We start from the raw sequence: 20,599 nt of genomic DNA, 5'->3' as shown, positions 1-20,599 counted from the left end.
AATATACTCTGAAAATGCAAAATTTTACATTCATATTATAAAAACACAGGGTTTGTTTTTATAACTTGTTGAATTTCAGTTTCTAGTAATTGGAAAGCAGATAAAGCTCGTAGTGGTGAAAAGTCATCAATGAGTTCCGCTAATCGGTGTACACGTTCGTTAACCGAGAATTGCTTTAGCCGCCGACCTGTCAACTCACTAGCTTCACACAGAAGTCTATAGAGAATATCTTTTGGATCAGGTAGTTGTTCAAGTTTACGGATATCTGGCAGATGTAATGGCTTACGTCCACAAGGATTGCCTGCCGCCTTGCGTAGCGCAGTTTCGTCAAATAACAGCCACGCCTCCTGCATACGCACCGGAATCACACAAATATGAGGTGGCACTACCACTGATTTTTTAACTGCTTCTTCTAACGCTTCTAGAATTTCCGTTATCCGTTTTTCGCGTGATTCTCTTTCTGCATCTCGGTGGATAAACAACAGGTCACAAGGATAGAGTTCTAAGCTGTTGATGATGCGTGGTAATAACTTTTTCGGTGGTTTGGGTAAGCGTCGCAGATCCGCCCAATTAGACTGGATAGCACACTCAACCTGATGTGTTCGTAATAACCAGGTCAAGATAGGCATCAGTGCTTTATCTGAACTGCCGTCTGACAGTAAAGTGTAGCAAAGTTCTTTCATGCCAATTCAATAGGAAAACCGGGAATTAGTGGCTGAAGATCGGCTCTATCTACAACTCGACGTTTCTTGGGTTGTGTTGGTTTTGATTGCTGGATATTTCCTACTTTTTCATTGCTATCAGGCTCTGATACATCAAGTACTACCGGATTCAAGTAAGCAAGTAGTTTGTTTTTGGGTACATCATTGACGCCCTCTGGATCTTTCTGTCGCCAAGTTTCAGGTAGACAAGCAAACGACACTCGCTTAAATCGTTTCCCTAAATTTATTGTTTCCTTTAATTCCGCAACTAATAAACTGTCATCAGGTACTTGCATAACTACCGAAGGTGAGTGTGTGTTGATGATTACTTGACGGAGTGGGTTATCTATCCCAATAGGTTCATCAACATCAGTCGCAATGTCTTGAAGTAGTTGGAGTATTTTGGGAATACGCTCTGGGTGAATACCATTTTCTGGTTCTTCCAAACACAAAAGACCTTGTGCTTGTGGGTCTAATTCCAGAACTGCCAATGCTAAAAAGCGCAAAGTTCCATCTGATAGCGCCCGCGCCGGATGTGATGTACTATCTTTGCCAGTAACTATTAGCGTCAGAATTTCGCGTCGTTCATCTCGGTCAATTCCTACTTCATCCACATCGTCAATAAGTTCTGCTAGACGATTCGCAACTTGACTGTAAACTTGTGCTTCAGCCTCATCCTCTGACAGTTCATTTGTTGGATGATTTTTGTTGAACCGTGCTAAGTGATAGAGTGTTGAAGCTAAGTGAGAACCATCCATGTCTAATTTTGTAGGCGATGTAAATTCATCTGGCTGCCGTAGTGCTGAAGGTTCTAACTGAAGCAGCCGCCAGGATTGCATTTCCCGTCGCGCCAGCAATACTGTTGGACTTTCCGCAGCATTAGCCACAGAAAGCACGGTTCGGGGAAGATTCATCGCCAGGCGAGACAGGGGTTTCCCGTTCCTACCGTCTTGATGTAGCTTAATTACTGTCTTTCCTTTGTCATCCTCGGTTGAAATAAATGATGAAGTTCGTCGCCCCTTAACTGCTGATTTACGCCACTCAACACTGTGAGGGAACAATAAGTTTTTCTTGGCATCACCAAGATTGATATGAACTAACTCCTCCTTGATGATTTCTAGAGAACCTAAAGACCGCAAGCCATCATCCGATCTGTAAGCGAGGATGATAGAGTAGCGAAGAAAAGTAATACTAGCTTCCGCCTTTTGCCCTAGATCGTCCACACCCTCCTCTGGCACAATCATTTCAGCATCAAAGGACATTTCATCTGCATATTCGTCACCAACCCGGTGAAATAAGCTACGTACATCAGCCGTTCGGCCTTCTTCATCTCGAACAGCCAAGGCAGCTTCAATGAGAGAATGATCTGCGATCGCACTCAAAAACCTAATAGCATCAAATAAATTAGATTTACCAACCCCATTAGTCCCAGCTACACAGGTAAATGGCCCGAAGCGGACATCAACATCGACAAGGTTCTTAAAACCAGAAACTTTCAACCTAGTTAGCATAATATTCCTCTGTTGGCAGAAAACATTGCAAATGTGCCAAGCAGACGTGGCTCACAAACAGAGTAGACCTTCTTCTTTTAGTTTGACTGTACAACCTGAGAAATTTTGGGTCTCGTTGGATAAAACCTGGTTATATCTTGATATTCGCAACTAGCTCAATCAACTGTTGCACCTCTAGCAAAGCATTTTTTGTACAAACGGGATGTGTACATTACATCTCTATTATAAAAATGCATCAAACCATCTCTCTATAACCCTGTCAGCCCAAACTGGTAAATGCTAAAACTATACTTTATTTTTTCTTGCTAGGAGGTGAATTGCGCTGCGTGAGGTTATCAATTTGCAATTGTTGCCGTCCGTTGGTAACAATTCGCAACATATCTTTGAGATCCTGCTCGATATTTCCTAAAATGCCATCAGCATAAGCATCAGCACCATCTTCAATTTCTTGAGCCTGAGCGATCGCAGTTTGTCGCATTTGGTCTAATTCTTGCTGACAAGCATACCGCTTGCGCTCAATTTCGGTGAGGGTTTCTTGCATTATTCCCTCACACTCTTGCTGCACTTGTCGCCGCAGTTGTTCAGCTTCTTGTTCTGCCTGTTGAATAATATCGCTTTCAGCTAAAATTTGCGCTCTTTTTGCTTGCGCGGCCTCAACAACCTGCTGTCCATACTCTTCCGCTTCCAACAGAATTTCGTCCTTTTGGTCGAGGATAGCCGCTGCTTCTTGAAACAGTGATGGTAAAGCAAGCCGGATGTAGTCAAGCTGATCGAGCAGCTTTTCTTCATCTATGAGAGTGCGTCCCGTCAGCGGAATCCTGAGACTAGAGAGAACCATTTCTTCTAGACGGTTGAGTTCCTGCTGAATATCTATGCTTCCCTCTCCACCGACATATTCTTGAGGGGGGGGATTGCTTCCGTTGAGATTGGGTTCAACATTGGAGAGTTGTGATTGTAGCATTGGTATATATCTAGGGCAATGTGTGGGGGAACGAGATGATCGATAGAGCCACCAAACCTTGCAATCTCTTTTACCACACTACTACTTAAAAAACTATACTCATTTGAGGTTGCAAGAAAAACTGTTTCTATTTGGGTAGAAAGAGTTTTATTGGTATGAGCCATTTGCAGCTCCACTTCAAAATCTGACACAGCCCGTAAACCCCTAAGCAAAACTTGTGCTTGTCGCATTTGGGCATAGTTGACGGTAAGACCATCAAAGCTGTCTGTATCTACATTAGGTAGATGTTGTGTAGAATGCCGGATCTGATCTAGCCGTTGCTCCACACTAAAAAGTGGCATTTTGTTGGGGTTCCGCAGTACAGCGACAATTACCCGCTCAAACAGCCGACTACCGCGCTGTATGAGGTCAAGGTGTCCCAAGGTGATGGGGTCGAAGCTACCAGGATAAATAGCAATCACAATTTTAAATATATCAAAGTTGTTTAGGTGATTATATCGAAGCAGTTTTGTTTAACCTACTCAAATCTACCATCTTGCGCTTTGGGGAAGGATGTTAAACTCAATTGTTTTGGTGGTACAAGTTATGCTCAACTAGGCGTTAGGAATTAGACTCCTAAATATGGATACTGGTTTTTTACCTACATCCCCACTTGTGGAGGATTTAAGTACAGTTCCAGCATTCGAGATGCAAGAAACTCCGTACTTAGCAAAGTGCGTGGGTAGTTAACGAACTCTTCTAGGTAATTTTTCATGGCACTGGATTTTCCCACCTTGCCCTTGGCGTTTCAATTTACTTCTCCAGGACCCATTCTGGTGAAATTAGGGCCACTAAGTATCCGTTGGTATGGCTTATTGATTGCCACAGCAGTATTAATTGGCGTCATACTTTCCCAGCATTTGGCAAAACGCCGTAATGTTAATCCTGAGCTGCTAGGCGATTTATTCTTTTGGTTGTTGATTGGGGCAATCCCTAGCGCACGGCTATATTACGTTTTATTTGAGTGGCCAAAATATGCCCCAACTCCAGGAAAAATCTTTGCTATCTGGGAAGGAGGTATTGCTATTCATGGAGCGATTCTTGGTGGGGTTATAGCTGCGTTAATCTTTGCCAAAATCAAGCAGGTTTCTTTCTGGCAGCTAGCAGATTTAGTAGCGCCTTCACTGATTTTAGGGCAGGCGATCGGACGTTGGGGCAATTTCTTTAATTCTGAAGCTTTTGGCGATCCGACAAATTTACCCTGGAAGCTGTATATTCCACCAGAGCATCGTCCTCTAGAGTATGCGAGTTTCGATTACTTCCATCCCACTTTCCTGTACGAGTCTCTCTGGGATCTAATGGTGTTTGCGCTGCTCATAACGTTGTTTTTCCGGCCTTTATCCGGTAAGCCACGTTTGAAGGTAGGCACGCTGTTCTTAATTTACTGGCCAGCGTACAGCTTAGGACGTTTGTGGATTGAAAGTTTTCGCACTGATAGCTTGATGCTAGGGCCGTTACGGATAGCACAAGTAGTCAGCAGTCTAGGAATTTTATTTGGATTAGTTGGATTAGCTTGGCTTTACTTACTCAAACGCCCTTTACCCGATGTAGTGCCTACTCCCAAGGGAGATGGGGAAGTGAGGGAATGAGAAGATGAGGGAGCAGGGGGAGAAAGAATAACTAATGCCCAATGCTCAATACCCAAAAAATAAAAAATGCCCCAGAGTATTCTCTAGGGCTTAACCAGGGTGCATCTACCATTACTCTCTACTAGGGAAAGAGGGTGAATCCGGAAAGATACTGAGAAAATATCAAAAAAGTTTTTGAGGGATTGCCGTGTGTTCTTCTACAAGTGAATATACAGAAAACCTAAGTTATAAAAAAACACTATATGCCATAGAACCATCTGTGTATATTGTGGGAGCAGGCCCTGGAGATCCTGATTTATTAACGGTGAAGGCGCAGAAGCTACTGGCTGCTGCTGATGTGATTTTATTTGCTGATTCTTTAGTACCCGAACAGATTTTAGAACTTTGCCGAAAAGATGCGGAGATAATTAGAACTGCGAATCAGACTTTAGAAGAGATTTTGCCGATCATGATCGATAGGGTGCGATCGCAGCACAAATCTTTAGTCCGTCTCCATTCTGGCGATCCTAGTCTCTACAGCGCCATCCACGAGCAAATGCACCTCCTCGCAGAGGCAAATATTCGTTTTGAAATCATACCTGGTATCAGCGCCTTCCAAGCCGCAGCTGCCAAACTCAAAGTAGAACTGACTGTCCCCGGTTTAGTCCAAACTATCATTTTGACTCGCATCAGTGGACGTACAGAAGTCCCCGCCACTGAAGAATTAGCCTCTCTCGCAGCACATCAGGCTAGCCTCTGCTTATATCTAAGTGCGCGTCACGTCGAAAATGCCCAAGCTAAACTACTCGAACACTATCCAGCCGAAACCCCCATTGCAATTTGCTTTCGCATCGGATGGCCCGATGAAAAAATCAAGGTTGTCCCCCTTAATGAAATGGCAGACTGCACTCATAAAGAAAAACTAATTCGCACTACACTTTATATCATCAGCCCAGCACTATCCGCAGCAAAAGGGCGATCGCGTTTATATCATCCCGAACATAGTCATCTATTCCGCTCATCTCACCAGTAAAAATTGGGCATTGGTGATTAATTCTTTTTTCTTCTCCCTCATCTCTTTTGCGGTTCGGTAAACTTAACAATGTGAATAAAATCCAAAATCCCAATTCGTTACTATGCCATTAATTAAAGTGCAAACTTCTGCATCTGCTCTTCAAAAAGCTGAAATTGAATCAATGCTTTTAAATCTATCAGCCAAGTTAGCGAAACATTTGGGAAAACCAGAATCATACGTCATGACTGCTTTTGAATCAGAAATTCCCATGACTTTTGCGGGGAATACAGACCCAGTTTGCTACATTGAAATTAAGAGCGTTGGCACAATGAAGCCAGATCAAACCGCAGCAATGAGTCAGGACTTTTGCCAGCAGATTAACCAAACTCTAGGTGTGCCTAAAAATCGCATTTATATAGAGTTTGCAGACGCTAAGGGTGCGATGTGGGGCTGGAACGGCACAACTTTTGGGTAATTCCCCATCTTCTTTGGTCAAGTCTAAGTTAATCTGGCAGGTGTAGGATAGAGATCCTACATCAAATCTTAATTTTTTATGTCTGCTACGCCTTTTGTATCTCAAGTTGAGTTACATAACTCAGTAAAATCAGAATTAATTCCTCCCCTTCTTGGTGCTTCTCTTGCGGAGTTAACCACTTGGGTGCAGCAGCAAGGACAACCTGCTTACAGAGGGAAGCAGCTGCATGAATGGATCTATGACAAGGGAGTGCGATCGCTAGCTGATATTTCTGTCTTCTCTAAGCAATGGCGCAAAGAAGTAGCTGAAATCCCTATTGGGCGCTCAACTTTACATTACCGATCTGAAGCTCCCGATGGCACAGTCAAATATCTTTTACGATTAGCAGACGATCAAATTATTGAAACTGTTGGCATCCCCACCTTCGGAGAAAGGGGAGATGGCCCAAAATCCCGTTTAACAGTTTGTGTCTCTACTCAGGTTGGTTGCCCAATGGGGTGTGATTTCTGCGCTACTGGTAAAGGAGGCTACAAGCGCAACCTAGCACGGCACGAAATTGTCGATCAGGTGTTGACTGTGCAAGAAGATTTTCAGCAACGAGTTAGCAATGTCGTATTTATGGGATTGGGTGAACCCTTGTTGAATACTGAGAATGTCCTAGCAGCCTTGAAATCTTTGAATCAAGATGTCGGTATTGGGCAGCGATCGCTTACAGTTTCTACAGTTGGTATTCGCGATCGTATTCGTCAGTTCGCGCAAAACAATTTGCAAATCACTCTTGCTGTTAGTCTTCACGCACCCAACCAAGCACTACGAGAAAAACTCATACCCAGCGCCCGCGCCTATCCTCTAGAAGATTTATTGGCTGAATGTCGGGAATATGTAGAAATCACTGGGCGGCGCGTTACCTTTGAATATGTTCTTCTTGCTGGTGTCAACGATTTACCAGAACACGCATTAGAATTATCAAAACGCCTGCGAGGATTCCAAAGTCATGTGAATCTGATTCCTTACAACCCTATTCAAGAAGTAGACTACAAACGCCCTAACCGCGATCGGATTGAAGCATTTGTCAACGTCCTTAAGCAGCAAAATACTGCTGTTAGTGTTCGTTATTCTCGTGGTTTAGAAGCTGATGCTGCTTGTGGACAACTGAGAGCAAGTAAGAATTAAACCTCTTGCAGTCAATTTTATCAATAAACATGAAACCGCAGATAAACGTAGATGTATCCTGAGAATTATCTCTGTTTATCTATGGTGTAAAAACCGCCTGAAATACCTTTTTTAACCTACCGACGGCAGGTAGATGAATTACGTAAATGCGGCAAACCACGTAAAAAAGTTGAATGTATAATTTAATTAAGTTGAATATCTAAAAAAGAGTATTTTTATGCAAAATTAAGATAATGCACTGGATATAACCTTGATTTAGAAAGCTATTCTGAATGTACTGATATTTAGAAAAGGTTATGGACTGGAGAATATTAAGTACATTAGTGTAGCCCACCGGAGGCATCGTGCAAGCCCTAACGGGGAAAAATTATACTCAACCGAGATTCGCTATAGGGTAATGATATTGACATTTTAAATGTTTAGCGACGCTAAACCCAACCATATAACAATTGAGGAAATAATTGTATGTTGAATCGCTTATTAATGGTTAAAGCATGGCTATTATTGATTGTGCTTGCAAAAGCTTTATGGATTAATTCTCCTGCTTATGCACAAATGATTCCGACGAATCCTCAGCTACCTGAGTCTTTTCAAGAAAGAATGAGACGACAACAAGAGGAGCGAAATCAGCAAACACAAGAGCAATTGAATGAAACATTGCTTCGGCAACAGTTTCAGCAACCACAACTACAACAGCAACTGAGATTACAACAGCAAGAATTTACACAACAACGGCAAGAACTGATACGCCAGCAACAACTCAGAATACGACAGCAAGAAACAAGACTACAACAGCAAGAATTTACACGACAGCAACAATTAAGAATACAACAGCAACAACTCAGACAAGATCAACAAATTAGACAACAGCAAGAATTAAGATTACAAGAACAGATACGACAGCAACAACTCAGACAACAGAAAAACAATTTGTAAAGTCTTTAAAATTTCTGAGCAATAGCTTTATTATTAAAAATTAGAGAAAAGATTCTCCAATTTTTAATTTTTCTTATCTAGCGGTGTGCAATAATTCCTGGAGCATAAGCCTCAATGACTTTGCCAGTGCGAGTGCAACTAATCATTAAATAGTCACAACTTGGGCATTGCGTCCGAGTTAATTGACTATCAGAAATATAATAACGTTCAGCTTTGCTGCCACAATTGGGGCAGTAAATTTTTTGTACTATCTGCATTTTAAAACCCCTGGTTGTAATTATTTTTTATTTCGGAAAGGTAGAAGTTAAACCAGTAAAAATTCTGGTTCGACCCAACTTAACAAACTGCTGTAATATTTGTTGATTATTTTAAACAAAATTTCAGATTTCAAAATTTTTTGATATCTTTGTATATTATCCTATGATTTCAGTGATATTACCCTCCCACTTTAGATACATAAATTGTTTTTTAATTAAATGCTGTTTAGATATTTACTGATCCCTATCAGGAATGCCTTGAGAGAGCCTAATTTATAGCCATTTCAGACGGATACAAAAAAAGCTATTCTTGTATTCAAAAATTAAAACCCGGAAATTACTGTATATTTAGTCACAAAATATCTATCTTAAGATTTAGTTAATATTTGTTAGCAAGATTTACTAAGATTAATTCTGGTGAAGTAGTTTCATTAAAACTAGCGAACTTCTAAAGTAACAGCTTTTTTCGCTCAAGATTCTCTTAGCGTGTGATTTCTGCACACGGGTTAGCAATGTAGTGTTTACAAGTATAGCTAACTGTTGTTAAGTAGTATCAGGCAGCAAATACTAAGTGTTTCTACAGTGAATATTAGCGATCGCCCCTTTAGGTTTGTGGTTAAAGGATGCTTTGATGATAAAAATTTAAAGATAAAATGAAGCTTAAATAAAATTTTTTAAAAACTAATCAATAAAAGAAAATTTATTAAATATCATAAAAGCATCTTCTGAAAATCAGACATACGAACAGTTTGCCAACGATCGCGGCTACTGCCTTGATTATATAAAGAAGGATGTAGGGTCTACGTTATGGCAATTGCTATCTCAAGCATTAGGAGAGAAAGTTACAAAAAAGAACTTTCGGCAAGCCTTAGAGGTTGTTTGAAAAGTGTTCGCTGTGACTTTAGGCACTTTCAGGTCCCCCCTAACCCCCCTTAAAAAGGGGGGAACCGGAATCAAAGTCTCCCAATTTATCGGGAGATTTAGAGGGATCTAAAATTTTTGATACCAACAAAAGGACTTTTCAAACATCCTCTTAGAGCGATATCAACAGGCTGAAAAATTTGTGAATTATAACGAAAAAGAAAGACAACAATATTTTGTCCTCTACGTGATGCTTTGGCTTTCTAGGGAAGCACAGAAGAATTCGACGACTTTTGAAAATCGATACTACAGCATAGATGCTGAATAATACTGCTGCCTTGGAATTAAGACTTCACTCGTTGAAAATTTCAACTACTTATGTCATATGCTTTTCACGCATATCAAGAAGGATGAAAATAATCGTAAATTTCTTGAGCCAAACGCGGCCCGATTCCTGGAACCTCAGCAAGTTGTGCGGGTGCCGCTTGGCGAATATAATCAACTGAGCGAAAATGCCCTAGTAGTTGCTTTTGTCGATGATGTCCTAAGCCAGGAATTTCATCTAAACGCGATCGCTTCAATTTATCACTGCGTTGCTGACGATGGAAAGTCACTGCAAATCGGTGCGCTTCATCCCGCAACCGCCGCAACAACTGCACCCCTGCTTGTTCTGAATCAGTTGTTAAGGGTTTAGATTCTCCCGGTAAAAAAATCTCTTCTCGCTGCTTCGCCAGACTTACAACCCGCAAGTCTTCTAATAAATTCATCTCTTGCAAAACAGCGACAACTGATGATAATTGACCTTTACCGCCATCGATCATGATTAAATCAGGCCAATCTGGATTACCCAAACGTGACAACTGTGGATCTTCCCCATACTTACGGAACCGCCGCCCAATAACTTCAGCAAGACTGGCAAAATCATCTGAATGTCCCGCCGTCACAGTGGGATTTTTAATTTTGTAGTGGCGATAATGCTGTTTGGCGGGTAATCCGTCGACAAATACGACTTGCGAAGCTACTGCATTTGACCCTTGAATATGGGAAATATCATAACCTTCGATGCGGTGGGGTACATCTGGTAAATCGAGAATGGCTGCTAAGTCTTGCATTGCTTGGTCGTTGCGATCGCCTAATTTTTGCATTCTTTGCAATTCATACTGGGCATTTCGCTCTACCATCTCAATTAATTCTGCCTTAGTTTGCCGCAAAGGAGTCAAAATTGTGACTTTTTTACCTTTACGTTGAGTTAAGACATCCGCCAATATTTCGCTATCTGGTAAATCATGCTGTACCAAAATTTCTAAAGGTATTTCCACTGAGTCAGCAGTTTGGTAATGTTCCTCTAAAGCTCGTTGTAAAATAGCTCCCGGTTCTGCGTGAGCATCGGCCACAAAAGCCAAGCGTCCTACCAATTGTCCAGCACGAATCTGGAATAGTTGAATGCAGGCGTGTTGTTCGTTAGCTGCCAGTGCGATCGCATCCCGCGAAACTGTATCATCTGGTAAAGAAACTTTTTGATTGGCTGTAAGTGACTTTAACCCAGAAATTTGGTCACGAATCCGCGCTGCTGACTCAAAGTTCAAGTTTTCAGCTGCTGCGTTCATCTGTTGAGTCAAAATATCAATCAGTTCCTGAGTTCGCCCTTGGAACACCATCGCTATTTTTTGCACAATTTTGCGATATTCTTCTGGTGAAATCATCTGTTGACACACACCCGGACAACGCCCTAAATCATAATTTAAGCAAGGACGGTCTTTAAAAAGTGGTTGAGGTCGTTGTCGCTGGGGGAAGATGCGCTTACACAGGCGGACAATTTCTCGTAAAAGACCAGCATCAGTATAAGGCCCGTAAAATTTATCCTTTTCTTTGCCGAATTGACGTTTACGGGTAATAAAAATTCGCGGATAATCTTCTGACCAAGTGATGCAGAGATAGGGATATTTTTTATCATCTTTGAGCAGCACGTTAAAGTATGGCTGGTGCTGCTTGATCAAATTTGCTTCTAGGGCTAACGCTTCGGCTTCGGTATCAGTGACAATGAATTCAATTTCTGCCACCAACTTCACCATCGTGGCGATGCGTTCACTTTTGTTGTAGCCATCCCGGAAATAGGAACGGACACGCGATCGCAACTTACGTGATTTACCTATATATATAATGCGATCGCTACTGTCTCGCATGAAATAAACCCCCGGTTCCGGTGGAATTTCAGCTAGACGGTTTTCCAGTCGTTCTGGTTCTTTAACCAGTGGTAGTATTTGAGTAGATATTGCCACAACCAAAATTAGGTAATCTTTCTCTATTTTAAGAAAAATTATTTTTTCCTGCCGATTTAACAGAGTATTTATCAAGTAAATGTAAATTAGGTAGGCTTTTAGTCTGCACTTCCCCCAGGATGGCTCGGTTTTTGAGATAGTACAGCAAGCATGGTGTAAATCCAGCTACCATCTCAATTAACAAGACTTGAGGCAAAATCCCCTTGTTAAAGATAAGCAAACTTCCGCCACAGTGTATTAGTACAGCACGGCATAAATAAGCAGACTATTGAAAAGCCCTAAAGACCTTATTTCCTAATACTTTTGACTTTTAACTTCTGCCTTGCGCTACTAGACATTCTGCTGCAAGCGTCAGAGCTTTGAAGCAGATGAGAGTTTGTCTAGCCGTGACCTTAGTTGCAGACTACTACTGTCAGAATAAAAATTTGGCTTTTTGAATCTATAATTAAGATTTTAAAATTGGCAATGATTTCTTATTTAAAGATTTATTCTTGTATATAAATAATTTTTCTATTAAGTAAAATAAGCTTATGTTTTGATTATTAAAACTAATTATATTTTTAATACATCAATTATATAAATATTATCCAAATATTTATTATTAAACAATATTTTTGGCTTTTATGTAAACTTATAACATTAAGCGATTTAACGGATTTAGTAAGTTAAATTTACGAATATGATTAGAAATATAGCAATTATAATAATTTCAAGTAATATCTAAACTATGAATCCGCAAGACTTTGAAGCCCAGTACCGGGAAGCTATGGCTGAAACGCTTAATGAACTGCAAACAGTAGTTTTGTTGTTAGCGCAAGTACAACATAAAATTTCAACAATTGGCAGTTCTATGCAACATATTAGTCAGGAAGTGGAAGAGTTTATTGCAGAGCAAAAAGCGGAATAAATGCACGTCCAGCAGAAAAGCTTATCTATGGCTAAAAGACAACTCTTCTTCAATTGTAAGAATGAGATCCTTCAGTTCTAAAGGTTTTACAAAATAGCGACGTGCGCCTAAACTCAGAGCTAGTTCTTGATCTGCTTTAAAAGCGAAGGCTGAAACGACAATGATAGGTATTCTTGACAAATCAGGTCTTTGCTGGACTTGTTTTAAGAGCGAATAACCGTCAATATCTGGTAATTTTAAGTCTAATAAAATCAAATCTGGCTCAAATTTATCTATAGTTGAGAAAAAAGTAGAGCCTTCTGATAAGCTTTGGACATCGTACCCACAGTAACTCAGATAGTCACTCAGCAACATCCGATTGAGATAATGGTCTTCAACTAGCAAAACTCGTCTAACCTTGTGTAACCGCAATGGCTGATCTATGTTGAGTAATTGTGCTGTCATTGCTACCTATTATCTTAAGTAAAAGCCAACAATTATTACCATAAACTAAAACGGTGTTGCATTTAAATAGTGAACTCAATACAAACTTATTTATGTAATCTACTAAAAGTTAGTTATTAATTCAATTTAACTGTACTATTATAATTTACAACAATAAGATTAATAACTGTTTAATTAAATCTTAAAATTTTCTTTATGTCATTTTTATATTTAATAGTTTTTAAATAAAATGCTGCTTTTAAAATTTTAATAGTCTAATTTTGATGAGTAAAGCCACCTAAGCAATACTGGAATAACGGTAAGGTAATTGCCCTTTGTAAAACAGTTTTTATCTATATGTGAAGCTAAGTAATACCATTTCATGAAAACCCTCTTACAAATACATTGGTAGGGCATAAAGATGTAGGCTCTCACAACCTATTCATTTTTAGTTTTAAAAATTTTTAACTTAAAATTTTAAATTATCTTCTAGCTAGAAGGAAGTATTCATAAAAAAAGGGAGCCATTAGCTCCCTTACTTATTTGTCGTTTTGAATCCCCAATCTTAAATAGACGTGAGTTCGATGAACTTCTCCTCCCAGCCTCCCTTTCCGTTTCGCAAAGGGAGGAGCAACGCGAAAAATTCAGCTTTTTGCTCCCCTCTCCGACACGGAGAGAGGTTGGGGGAGAGGTCAAGTAAGACTTGTCGAACTTACGTTAAATAGATACTTTTTTAAATTTGCGTTGTGTAGCAAAAACGCCAGCAACACCGAGCAGACCTAGTATTATTGATGGTTCTGGTACTGGAGTTGAAGGAGGTGTATATCCAGGCGTATTCCAAGTGTAAAAAGCGCTGTAGGATATGCCATCATCAGAGGCTGTAATTCCAGATGCAGTAGGGTTAAAGCTATAGGCGTAGTAAGTGTTATTGCCATTAATTACCTTGGCAATTTCACTAGCTCCGATTTCACCTTGGTAAGCGTTTAATGTCGCTTGCAGGGTAAGTACATCTTTGAATGATGTCAGTTGAGCTATTTGACTTTGCAGCGTAGGCGATGTGGGTAGTGATTTCAGTAATGAAATCTTAGTTTGAACTTCTGAAGCGGTTGGTAAACTTGTTTTACCTAAAAATAATAATTTAACTCCTCCATTCCACGCTTCGGCAAGCTTAGTAGAAAGTGTATTTGAGAGTTTAGTCTTGACATCCAAGTGACCAACTAATGTCAGTTCTACACCGCCATTTTGACCGAATTGGAAGCTACCAATATTAGGATCTCCCATCCCCAATAAAGGAAAGTAGCTTGCTACTAATAATTGGGTATTTGCTGAAAACCCATTCCACACTGACTGGAATGGAGTATAAGCACTCAACAAATCACCCAGCCATTGCGAACCAAAACTATTCCAATCACTAGCAGTAACGCTGCTAACTGTGGCGCTGTAGTTTCCTTGTGTGGCGGTGAAGCCAACGTTAGAAGTTGGGTTTTCGCTGCTATACCAAAGCTCCACGTTAGAGGAAGGATTACCATGCATTGTTAGCCATCTTTGGTAGTTGAGCGTACAAAACCAGTTTAAGAAACGGGGAGACTTGATTGGGTAAAGTTAGTGTTGATTATCAATGAAAAAATGACGAATGTTTTTATATTTTTATACGTCTAATTACATATTTTATTAAATTTAGCAAGTTATAAAACATACATAATAAAAGCGCACTCTGTCATTGGTGTCAACTTAACCTGAAATCGGCGGTTAGAAACCATGTCTACACAGTCAAAACCCGCGCGGGCGGGTTTCAAACTCTTGATTTTTTATTAACCGAGGTTGATGTAGCTGTTCAGTTTAAGAAGAAATTCAATGAAGGAACTCAGCCATTCTTTCCACAGCAGTTTCTAACAAAGGTGGCTCATGCACCAAGGCAAAACGAACATACCCTTCGCCGGATTTGCCAAAGCCAGCACCTGGAGAAGCGGCTACACCAGTTTGTTTGACTAACTGGGTACAAAATTCGATGGAGTTTTGACTCCAAGCTGAAGGCAATTTTGCCCAGATGTACATTGTGGCTTTGGGAGTGGCAACATTCCAGCCAATGCGGTGTAAAGCAGTGATGAAAGCATCACGGCGCTGCTGGAAGGTAGCGACAGCAGATTTTACCCCAGCTTGAGGGCCAGTCAGGGCTGCGATCGCACCATTCAAAATTCCCCGATACTGATTAAAATCAACGGCTGCTTTTACTTGGCGTAAGGCGTTAATTAACTGGGCATTACCGATGGCGTAGCCAATACGGAAGCCGCCCATATTGTAGGACTTGGAAAGGGTGAAAAATTCAATCGAGACGCTTTTCTCTGGATCAGCTTGCAGAATTGAAGGGACTAGGGACTGGGTATTGGGTATTGGGTATTGGGAAGAATTCACTGCCCACTCCCCAGTTTCCTGAAATACCAAGTCTACGTAGGGAAAATCGTGAACTAGGGCGAGATTGTGTTGCTGACAAAAGGCGACAGCTTCTTGGAAGAAAGATAAAGGAGCGATCGCAGCAGTGGGATTGTGAGGATAACTTAATACCATCATCCGCGACTGGGCCAAGACTGGGGCAGGAATATCAGCAAACACTGGTAAAAAAGCGTTTTCTGCCCGTAGTGGCATTGAATAGATTTGACCACTGGCTAGGTAGACCCCCCCCGCATGGGAGGGATAACCTGGATCGAGCAACAGTGCAAAATCTCCTGGATTGAGTATTGCTAGAGGTAAATGGGCTGTACCTTCTTGAGAACCAATTAGAGGTAATACCTCAGTTTGAGGATCGACTTTGATACCAAATTTTTGTTCGTACCATTTGGCTGCTGCTTCGCGAAACCCAAAGGTACCGTTAAACAACAGATAGCCGTGGGTACTGCGATCATAGAGAGACTGGGCGATCGCCTCGATGACGTGTGCCTCAGTTGGTAAATCAGAAGACCCCAGCGACAAATCAATTACTTGTTGTCCAGATGCCAAAGCGATTGCCTTGGCTCTGTCCATATCAGCAAATACATTAGATTGCAGGGGTTGTAAACGCTTTGCAAATTGCATATTAGTCATTTGTCCTTTGTCATTAGTCATTTGTCATTTGTCCTTTGTCCAATACAACTCTTGGAGAGGGTGCGCCCTAAGCGTAGCTATGCCGCAGGCTTTACGGCAATGCTCAGTACTAAGTGACTAATGACCAATGACTAATGACCAATGACTAATTACTATTTAAGTGCGTATCTAAGAGTTCGAGTAATTTATCTTTGCCGATGACTCCCTCAGTTGATATCAAAACTTCCTGGCCCTGAAATAATCTGAGGGCTGGTACACCTTCCACTTGGTACTGTTTAACAGTCACTGGGTTAGGGTCAATTTCCATTTTAACGATTTTGAGGCGATCGCTATATTTGGTAGCAGCTGAGTTAATTAGGGGCGACATCAATTGACAAGGCCCACACCAGGAAGCCCAAAAGTAAACTAATACAGGCTGTTCAGCTTTTAACACTTCTGTTTCAAACTCAGCATCAGTTATGGTGATTACAGCCTTACTCATTGCAGTCTCCATCAGGGGGCGATCAAAGTTGGCACACACAATACTTTATCCCAAAGTAGCCAATAGTTAATAGTCAATAATTCATAGTGATTTTGACTATTAACTATTGACTAATGACGTAAAATCCCACAACCAACAGGTGTGGGACTGGTTCAAATAAGTTTTCTACCAATTTTACAGTTGATCCAATTGCTTGCGTAAGGAATCCAACTCCGCATCAACCACCTCATTAGACTTAGGAGCAGTGGTTTCTTGTTGCGGTGGCAGTTGTGCTTGAGTTACTGGAGTGGCGGGTGGTAGCATTTGCGCTTTTAGAGCTGCCAACTCATCATCAACATCGCTACCACCTTCCAACTGGGCAAATTGGGTTTCTAAATCTGCACCTGCTAACTCCCCTAGTGCCTGGGCCCGGGATTCTTGCATCAAGACTTTTTCTTCCATCCGCTCGAAGGCAGACATTGCACTGCTGGTATTCATCCCACGTACCATGCCTTGGAGTTGCTCTTGGGCTTTAGCAGTAGTGATCCGAGCTTTGAGCATTTCCTTCTTGGTTTTAGCCTCAGAAATCTTGCTTTCCAGCTGGATTAAGTTGCGCTTGAGGGTTTCAACTTGAGTGCTTTGGGTATCCAAACTAGCTTTGAGGGCGGCGCTGGTGTCAGTATAAGTTTTTTTGCGCTCTAGAGCTTGCCTTGCTAAGTTCTCATCACCTTTTTGCAGCGCTAGTTGGGCATTGCGTTGCCACTTATTGATTTCATTTTGGGCATCATTATACTGTTTTTCACTGCGTTTTTGGGCGGCGATCGCTTGGGCTACTCCCTGACGCAGCTGAACCAAGTCTTCCTGCATTTCCAGGATGGCTTGTTCTAGCATTTTTTCGGGGTCTTCGGCTTTGTTAACCAGGTCGTTGAGGTTAGAACTAACTACTCGCTTAATGCGATCGAATAATCCCATAACTTTGTTTTTCCTTGTGTGGTTTACGCTTTTTGCTGGACAGTTAGCTTTTGTATTTTTTAATAGCTACCTATTTCAATGTAATCTTTCCGGTTTGAATCAGTACCTTCAAACAGCTCTTAATTGTTAAGATATCTCCAAAGTGGGGTAATTAGCCAAACTTCAACTAAGAGGCAGGGGGCAGGGAGCAGGGAGCAGGGAGCAGGGGAGATAGAAAAGAATTGGGATTCGTCCCACCTACCTATTACGTTAGCTTCCGGCTCTTTATGATAACCACGCTTGCTTGAGTGGGAAATTCAGACCCATGTTCTCTCCCTCATTCCACGACAGTTCTTGATGGGGTCATTTCCCCCTGCCCCCTGCCCCCTGCTCCCTTGCCTGTTTCTCAAGAGTCTTGAGTTTTGGGTAACTGCTGTTGCGGAGGCTGTGTCTCCTGATTTTCCTGGGTGAGGAGATTGTTGTGCTGTGTGTTTTCTGCCCCGTTTAAAACCTCTACCTTCATCGCTGCCAATTCAGCATCTACATTATTACTAGATTCCAAGGAAGTAAATCGTGTTTCCAAGTCATCGCTACTGAGTTGAGCGTAGACGCAAAGCGGCTTGTCGTCAGACATCGCTTCTGATTGAGCTTCTATCTGTAAAACTTTTTCTTCCATCCGCTCAAAGGCACTCAGGCTGCTGGTGGCAGAAACTCCGCCCAGCATTTCCTGGAGGCGAGAAGACGCTTCAGCAGAACGGGCGCGAGCAATATACATATCTTTTTTTGTTTTCGCCTCGGAAATTTTTAACTCTAGCGATCGCATATCCTTTTTTAGCCTAGCTACTATATCGTTTTGCTGCTCTATCTGGGAAAAGAGGGCTGTAGTGGTTTCTTTATAGGCTTGGCGCTTAGTCAAAGCTTCCCGTGCTAGAGGTTCGTTGCCTTGTTGCAGGGCCAATTGGGCGCGGCGATACCATTCTTCCGTTTGAGAGTTGGCAGCTGCTGCCTGTCGTTCAGTGCGTTTCTGGGTAGCGATCGCTTGTGCTACACCCTGCCGCAACCGCACCAAATTTTCCTGCATCTCTAGGACAGTTTGCTCCAGAATCTTTTCTGGATCTTCCGCACCACCAATCAAACTATTGAGATTAGCGCGAATTACCCGCAGGATACGCTTGATTAATTCCATGTCGGCTCTCCATTCACGAAATTCAGTGCTGAGTAATGAGTTTTGATAATTACTCATCAGCGTATAATCTGGATGCCACACCCCAATTAGCTGAGTGCTGAGTAAAGAAAAACTACTGCGTACTGATGTAGTTTAGTAAGACCTACGCAGAGCAGTCGCCTTAAATGGCGTAGCAATCTTTTAACTCAAGACTCTTAATCCAGGACTCAGCACTCATGACTCAGGACTGTTATCTCATGGTATCGTAGATTTTTACAACTCATGGCTGCTGAACCCTTGCCTTGATTCCCTTTGCCTCTAACAATTTTATATGTTGTTGTACTTGCTCTTTAGTCTTAAAAGCACCCAGAAAAACCAATTCTTTGCTAGGTGATAAATAAGCATCGGGAATGATTTCCCGTGCTGAGGCAAAAGCTTTGTCTTTATTATCTATCACTACATGATAGAACCCATCTGTTGCTGGTTTGATTTCTGCATCCGGCTCTGGTGAAGTGGCGATTGGGTTAGACGAGGTTTTTGCCGTTGAAGTGGGAGGCAAATTCAAGGGAGGCAAGGGCTGTACCGTTGGTACTGGTGCTAAAGCGATCGGATTTGTCGGTTTTAGGGCTGTGTTGGGGTCAGGCAATGCCGCTTGAGGATTTACGGGGTTTTGAGGAACGGCTGGATTAGGCACTACTGCGAGGGTTGATTGGACTTTGGGTGTTAAGCCAACTAGATCATTGGGGCTTCTCACCTCTGGAAACTCTTGGGCAGCTAGATTAGGATACTTGGGTATAGATGTTTTTGGTGACTGGATCTGAGGTTGGACATTACTCCCAACTTTCTCAGCATTTTCTGGTAAGGGAGACGAGTTTCCGTTAAACAACTTCCCTAAATTCCATTGTGACAAGCCTTTGGGATTGAATACTACATAACCCAAGGTAAGACTCGCCATCAATAGCAGCAACATCGAGCCAATACCCAAAGGTGATAGCAGACTGTCACTATAATTACTTGGTTTTTTAGTTTCTGGTTGTTCTTCTGTCAGGCTTCGCAGCAGTGCTTCACTAGATTCTAAATAGTCATCTGGGTGCTTAGGGGTGTCATTTGGCTGCAAGAGATTTTCGCTCTTAGTATCTTTAACGAGTACTGGTACGATGCTACTACTAAAGTTGGGCGGGGGTGGTGGAAGTTGAGTTTGTGTTTTAGCAGAATTGGGGGTCGAGGGCACGTTGAGATTATTTAGTTCCTCAATTTTTGCCGTAGCGGGCACTGGGTTACTTTGAGGATTCACAACTATAGAAGACGGAGGTGGAGGTGGTACATCGGTTTTTGCCGTAGCTGGCGCTGAAGTTATTTGAGGATTCACAGGTACAGATGCAGGCGCAGGTGGCACCTCAGTTTTAATTTCTGTTACTGATGACTGAGTTATGCCCGATGTTGTAGGAATGACAGTCAACCCCAGCCGTTGACTGCTCATGTAACTTGCAACACGCAGCTGCTTTGATGACACCAAACCAGTTCGCGTGCGTCGGTATCGAGCTAACTCTTGATCTAGGGGCACCTCTAAACTCGCTAGTGCTGCTGCTAGTGCCGGTTTCAACCCAGGTGTTTTAGACGATTGAGTATCGGAATCGGAACCGTTTAGGGGGTTTTGAGTCATTGCTTCTGTGCCTCAAACGTAAATTGCTGGAATTAACTTTAGATATATTTGTGACAATAGTAGCGAAAATTATCTAAATAGATAGATTGGGGATTGGGCATTGGGCATGGGAAAGAGGACTTGTCCCCTTGTCCCCTTGTCCCCTCATCTCTCCCTGCTCCCCTACCTTTTCCTCA

Annotated in this window: 19 protein-coding genes; 6 read left to right on the top strand and 13 right to left on the bottom strand. The window is 41.8% G+C overall.

What is annotated here, in order from left to right; translation table 11 throughout:
• Positions 1-35 precede the first annotated feature (35 nt).
• The 4 genes from H6G26_RS05210 to coaD all read right to left on the bottom strand — a co-directional run bounded on the left by H6G26_RS05210 (position 36) and on the right by coaD (position 3,634).
• Positions 36-683 carry a DUF4276 family protein gene (locus H6G26_RS05210; RefSeq protein WP_190728240.1) on the bottom strand — a complete coding sequence of 216 codons (648 nt, stop codon included), beginning with the start codon at positions 681-683 and terminating at the stop codon, positions 36-38.
• Complete coding sequence (locus H6G26_RS05205) at positions 680-2,212, bottom strand: AAA family ATPase (RefSeq protein ID WP_190728239.1); 1,533 nt, start codon at positions 2,210-2,212, stop codon at positions 680-682. Before H6G26_RS05205 ends, H6G26_RS05210 begins: the two co-directional genes overlap by 4 nt.
• Positions 2,213-2,504: 292 nt before the next feature.
• Positions 2,505-3,173 carry a DivIVA domain-containing protein gene (locus H6G26_RS05200; protein WP_190728238.1) on the bottom strand — a complete coding sequence of 223 codons (669 nt, stop codon included), beginning with the start codon at positions 3,171-3,173 and terminating at the stop codon, positions 2,505-2,507.
• A complete protein-coding gene (gene coaD, locus H6G26_RS05195) occupies positions 3,083-3,634 on the bottom strand; it encodes a pantetheine-phosphate adenylyltransferase (RefSeq protein WP_190728237.1) in 552 nt (183 codons plus the stop codon). The genes H6G26_RS05200 and coaD overlap by 91 nt, the downstream gene beginning before the upstream one ends.
• Positions 3,635-3,925: 291 nt before the next feature.
• Here coaD and lgt point away from each other — a divergent pair, with 291 nt between their 5' ends.
• The 5 genes from lgt to H6G26_RS05170 all read left to right on the top strand — a co-directional run bounded on the left by lgt (position 3,926) and on the right by H6G26_RS05170 (position 8,379).
• The gene (gene lgt / locus H6G26_RS05190) at positions 3,926-4,801 is read left to right on the top strand and encodes a prolipoprotein diacylglyceryl transferase (RefSeq protein ID WP_190728236.1); all 876 of its coding nucleotides are present in this window, start codon (positions 3,926-3,928) and stop codon (positions 4,799-4,801) included.
• A 187-nt stretch (positions 4,802-4,988) separates the two neighbouring features.
• Positions 4,989-5,813: a precorrin-4 C(11)-methyltransferase gene (cobM, locus tag H6G26_RS05185; RefSeq protein ID WP_190728235.1), complete on the top strand. Its 825-nt coding sequence runs from the start codon at positions 4,989-4,991 to the stop codon at positions 5,811-5,813.
• A gap of 103 nt (positions 5,814-5,916) precedes the next feature.
• Positions 5,917-6,270 carry a phenylpyruvate tautomerase MIF-related protein gene (locus H6G26_RS05180; RefSeq protein ID WP_190728234.1) on the top strand — a complete coding sequence of 118 codons (354 nt, stop codon included), beginning with the start codon at positions 5,917-5,919 and terminating at the stop codon, positions 6,268-6,270.
• Positions 6,271-6,348: 78 nt separating this feature from the next.
• The gene (rlmN, locus tag H6G26_RS05175; RefSeq protein WP_190728233.1) at positions 6,349-7,443 is read left to right on the top strand and encodes a 23S rRNA (adenine(2503)-C(2))-methyltransferase RlmN; all 1,095 of its coding nucleotides are present in this window, start codon (positions 6,349-6,351) and stop codon (positions 7,441-7,443) included.
• Between the two features lie 465 nt (positions 7,444-7,908).
• Positions 7,909-8,379, top strand: coding sequence for a hypothetical protein (locus H6G26_RS05170; RefSeq protein ID WP_190728232.1), 471 nt, complete (start codon positions 7,909-7,911; stop codon positions 8,377-8,379).
• A gap of 77 nt (positions 8,380-8,456) precedes the next feature.
• Here the strand turns inward: H6G26_RS05170 and H6G26_RS05165 are convergent, their stop codons facing one another.
• Positions 8,457-8,636, bottom strand: coding sequence for a replication restart DNA helicase PriA (locus tag H6G26_RS05165; protein WP_190728231.1), 180 nt, complete (start codon positions 8,634-8,636; stop codon positions 8,457-8,459).
• A 1,262-nt stretch (positions 8,637-9,898) separates the two neighbouring features.
• Positions 9,899-11,776: an excinuclease ABC subunit UvrC gene (uvrC, locus tag H6G26_RS05160; RefSeq protein WP_190728230.1), complete on the bottom strand. Its 1,878-nt coding sequence runs from the start codon at positions 11,774-11,776 to the stop codon at positions 9,899-9,901.
• 727 nt (positions 11,777-12,503) lie between these two features.
• On the opposite strand from uvrC, the gene H6G26_RS05155 reads away from it, so the two are divergent.
• Positions 12,504-12,683, top strand: coding sequence for a hypothetical protein (locus H6G26_RS05155; protein ID WP_190728229.1), 180 nt, complete (start codon positions 12,504-12,506; stop codon positions 12,681-12,683).
• 21 nt (positions 12,684-12,704) lie between these two features.
• Here the strand turns inward: H6G26_RS05155 and H6G26_RS05150 are convergent, their stop codons facing one another.
• The 7 genes from H6G26_RS05150 to H6G26_RS05120 form a co-directional block, all read right to left on the bottom strand.
• The gene (locus H6G26_RS05150) at positions 12,705-13,127 is read right to left on the bottom strand and encodes a response regulator (RefSeq protein WP_190728228.1); all 423 of its coding nucleotides are present in this window, start codon (positions 13,125-13,127) and stop codon (positions 12,705-12,707) included.
• Positions 13,128-13,823: 696 nt separating this feature from the next.
• The gene (locus H6G26_RS05145) at positions 13,824-14,639 is read right to left on the bottom strand and encodes an NF038130 family PEP-CTERM protein (RefSeq protein ID WP_190728227.1); all 816 of its coding nucleotides are present in this window, start codon (positions 14,637-14,639) and stop codon (positions 13,824-13,826) included.
• A 318-nt stretch (positions 14,640-14,957) separates the two neighbouring features.
• Positions 14,958-16,184 carry an LL-diaminopimelate aminotransferase gene (locus H6G26_RS05140; protein WP_190728306.1) on the bottom strand — a complete coding sequence of 409 codons (1,227 nt, stop codon included), beginning with the start codon at positions 16,182-16,184 and terminating at the stop codon, positions 14,958-14,960.
• Between the two features lie 145 nt (positions 16,185-16,329).
• Entirely contained in the window at positions 16,330-16,665 is a 336-nt protein-coding gene (locus tag H6G26_RS05135; RefSeq protein ID WP_190728226.1) for a thioredoxin family protein, read from the bottom strand.
• A 174-nt stretch (positions 16,666-16,839) separates the two neighbouring features.
• The gene (locus tag H6G26_RS05130) at positions 16,840-17,616 is read right to left on the bottom strand and encodes a PspA/IM30 family protein (protein WP_190728225.1); all 777 of its coding nucleotides are present in this window, start codon (positions 17,614-17,616) and stop codon (positions 16,840-16,842) included.
• A 385-nt stretch (positions 17,617-18,001) separates the two neighbouring features.
• Entirely contained in the window at positions 18,002-18,781 is a 780-nt protein-coding gene (locus tag H6G26_RS05125) for a PspA/IM30 family protein (protein WP_190728305.1), read from the bottom strand.
• 259 nt (positions 18,782-19,040) lie between these two features.
• Positions 19,041-20,423: a hypothetical protein gene (locus H6G26_RS05120; protein ID WP_190728224.1), complete on the bottom strand. Its 1,383-nt coding sequence runs from the start codon at positions 20,421-20,423 to the stop codon at positions 19,041-19,043.
• Positions 20,424-20,599: the final 176 nt, after the last annotated feature.

This window comes from Nostoc sp. FACHB-888, assembly GCF_014696655.1.
Taxonomy (GTDB): Bacteria; Cyanobacteriota; Cyanobacteriia; order Cyanobacteriales; family Nostocaceae; genus Nostoc.
This window is presented reverse-complemented; position numbering and strand designations above follow the sequence as displayed.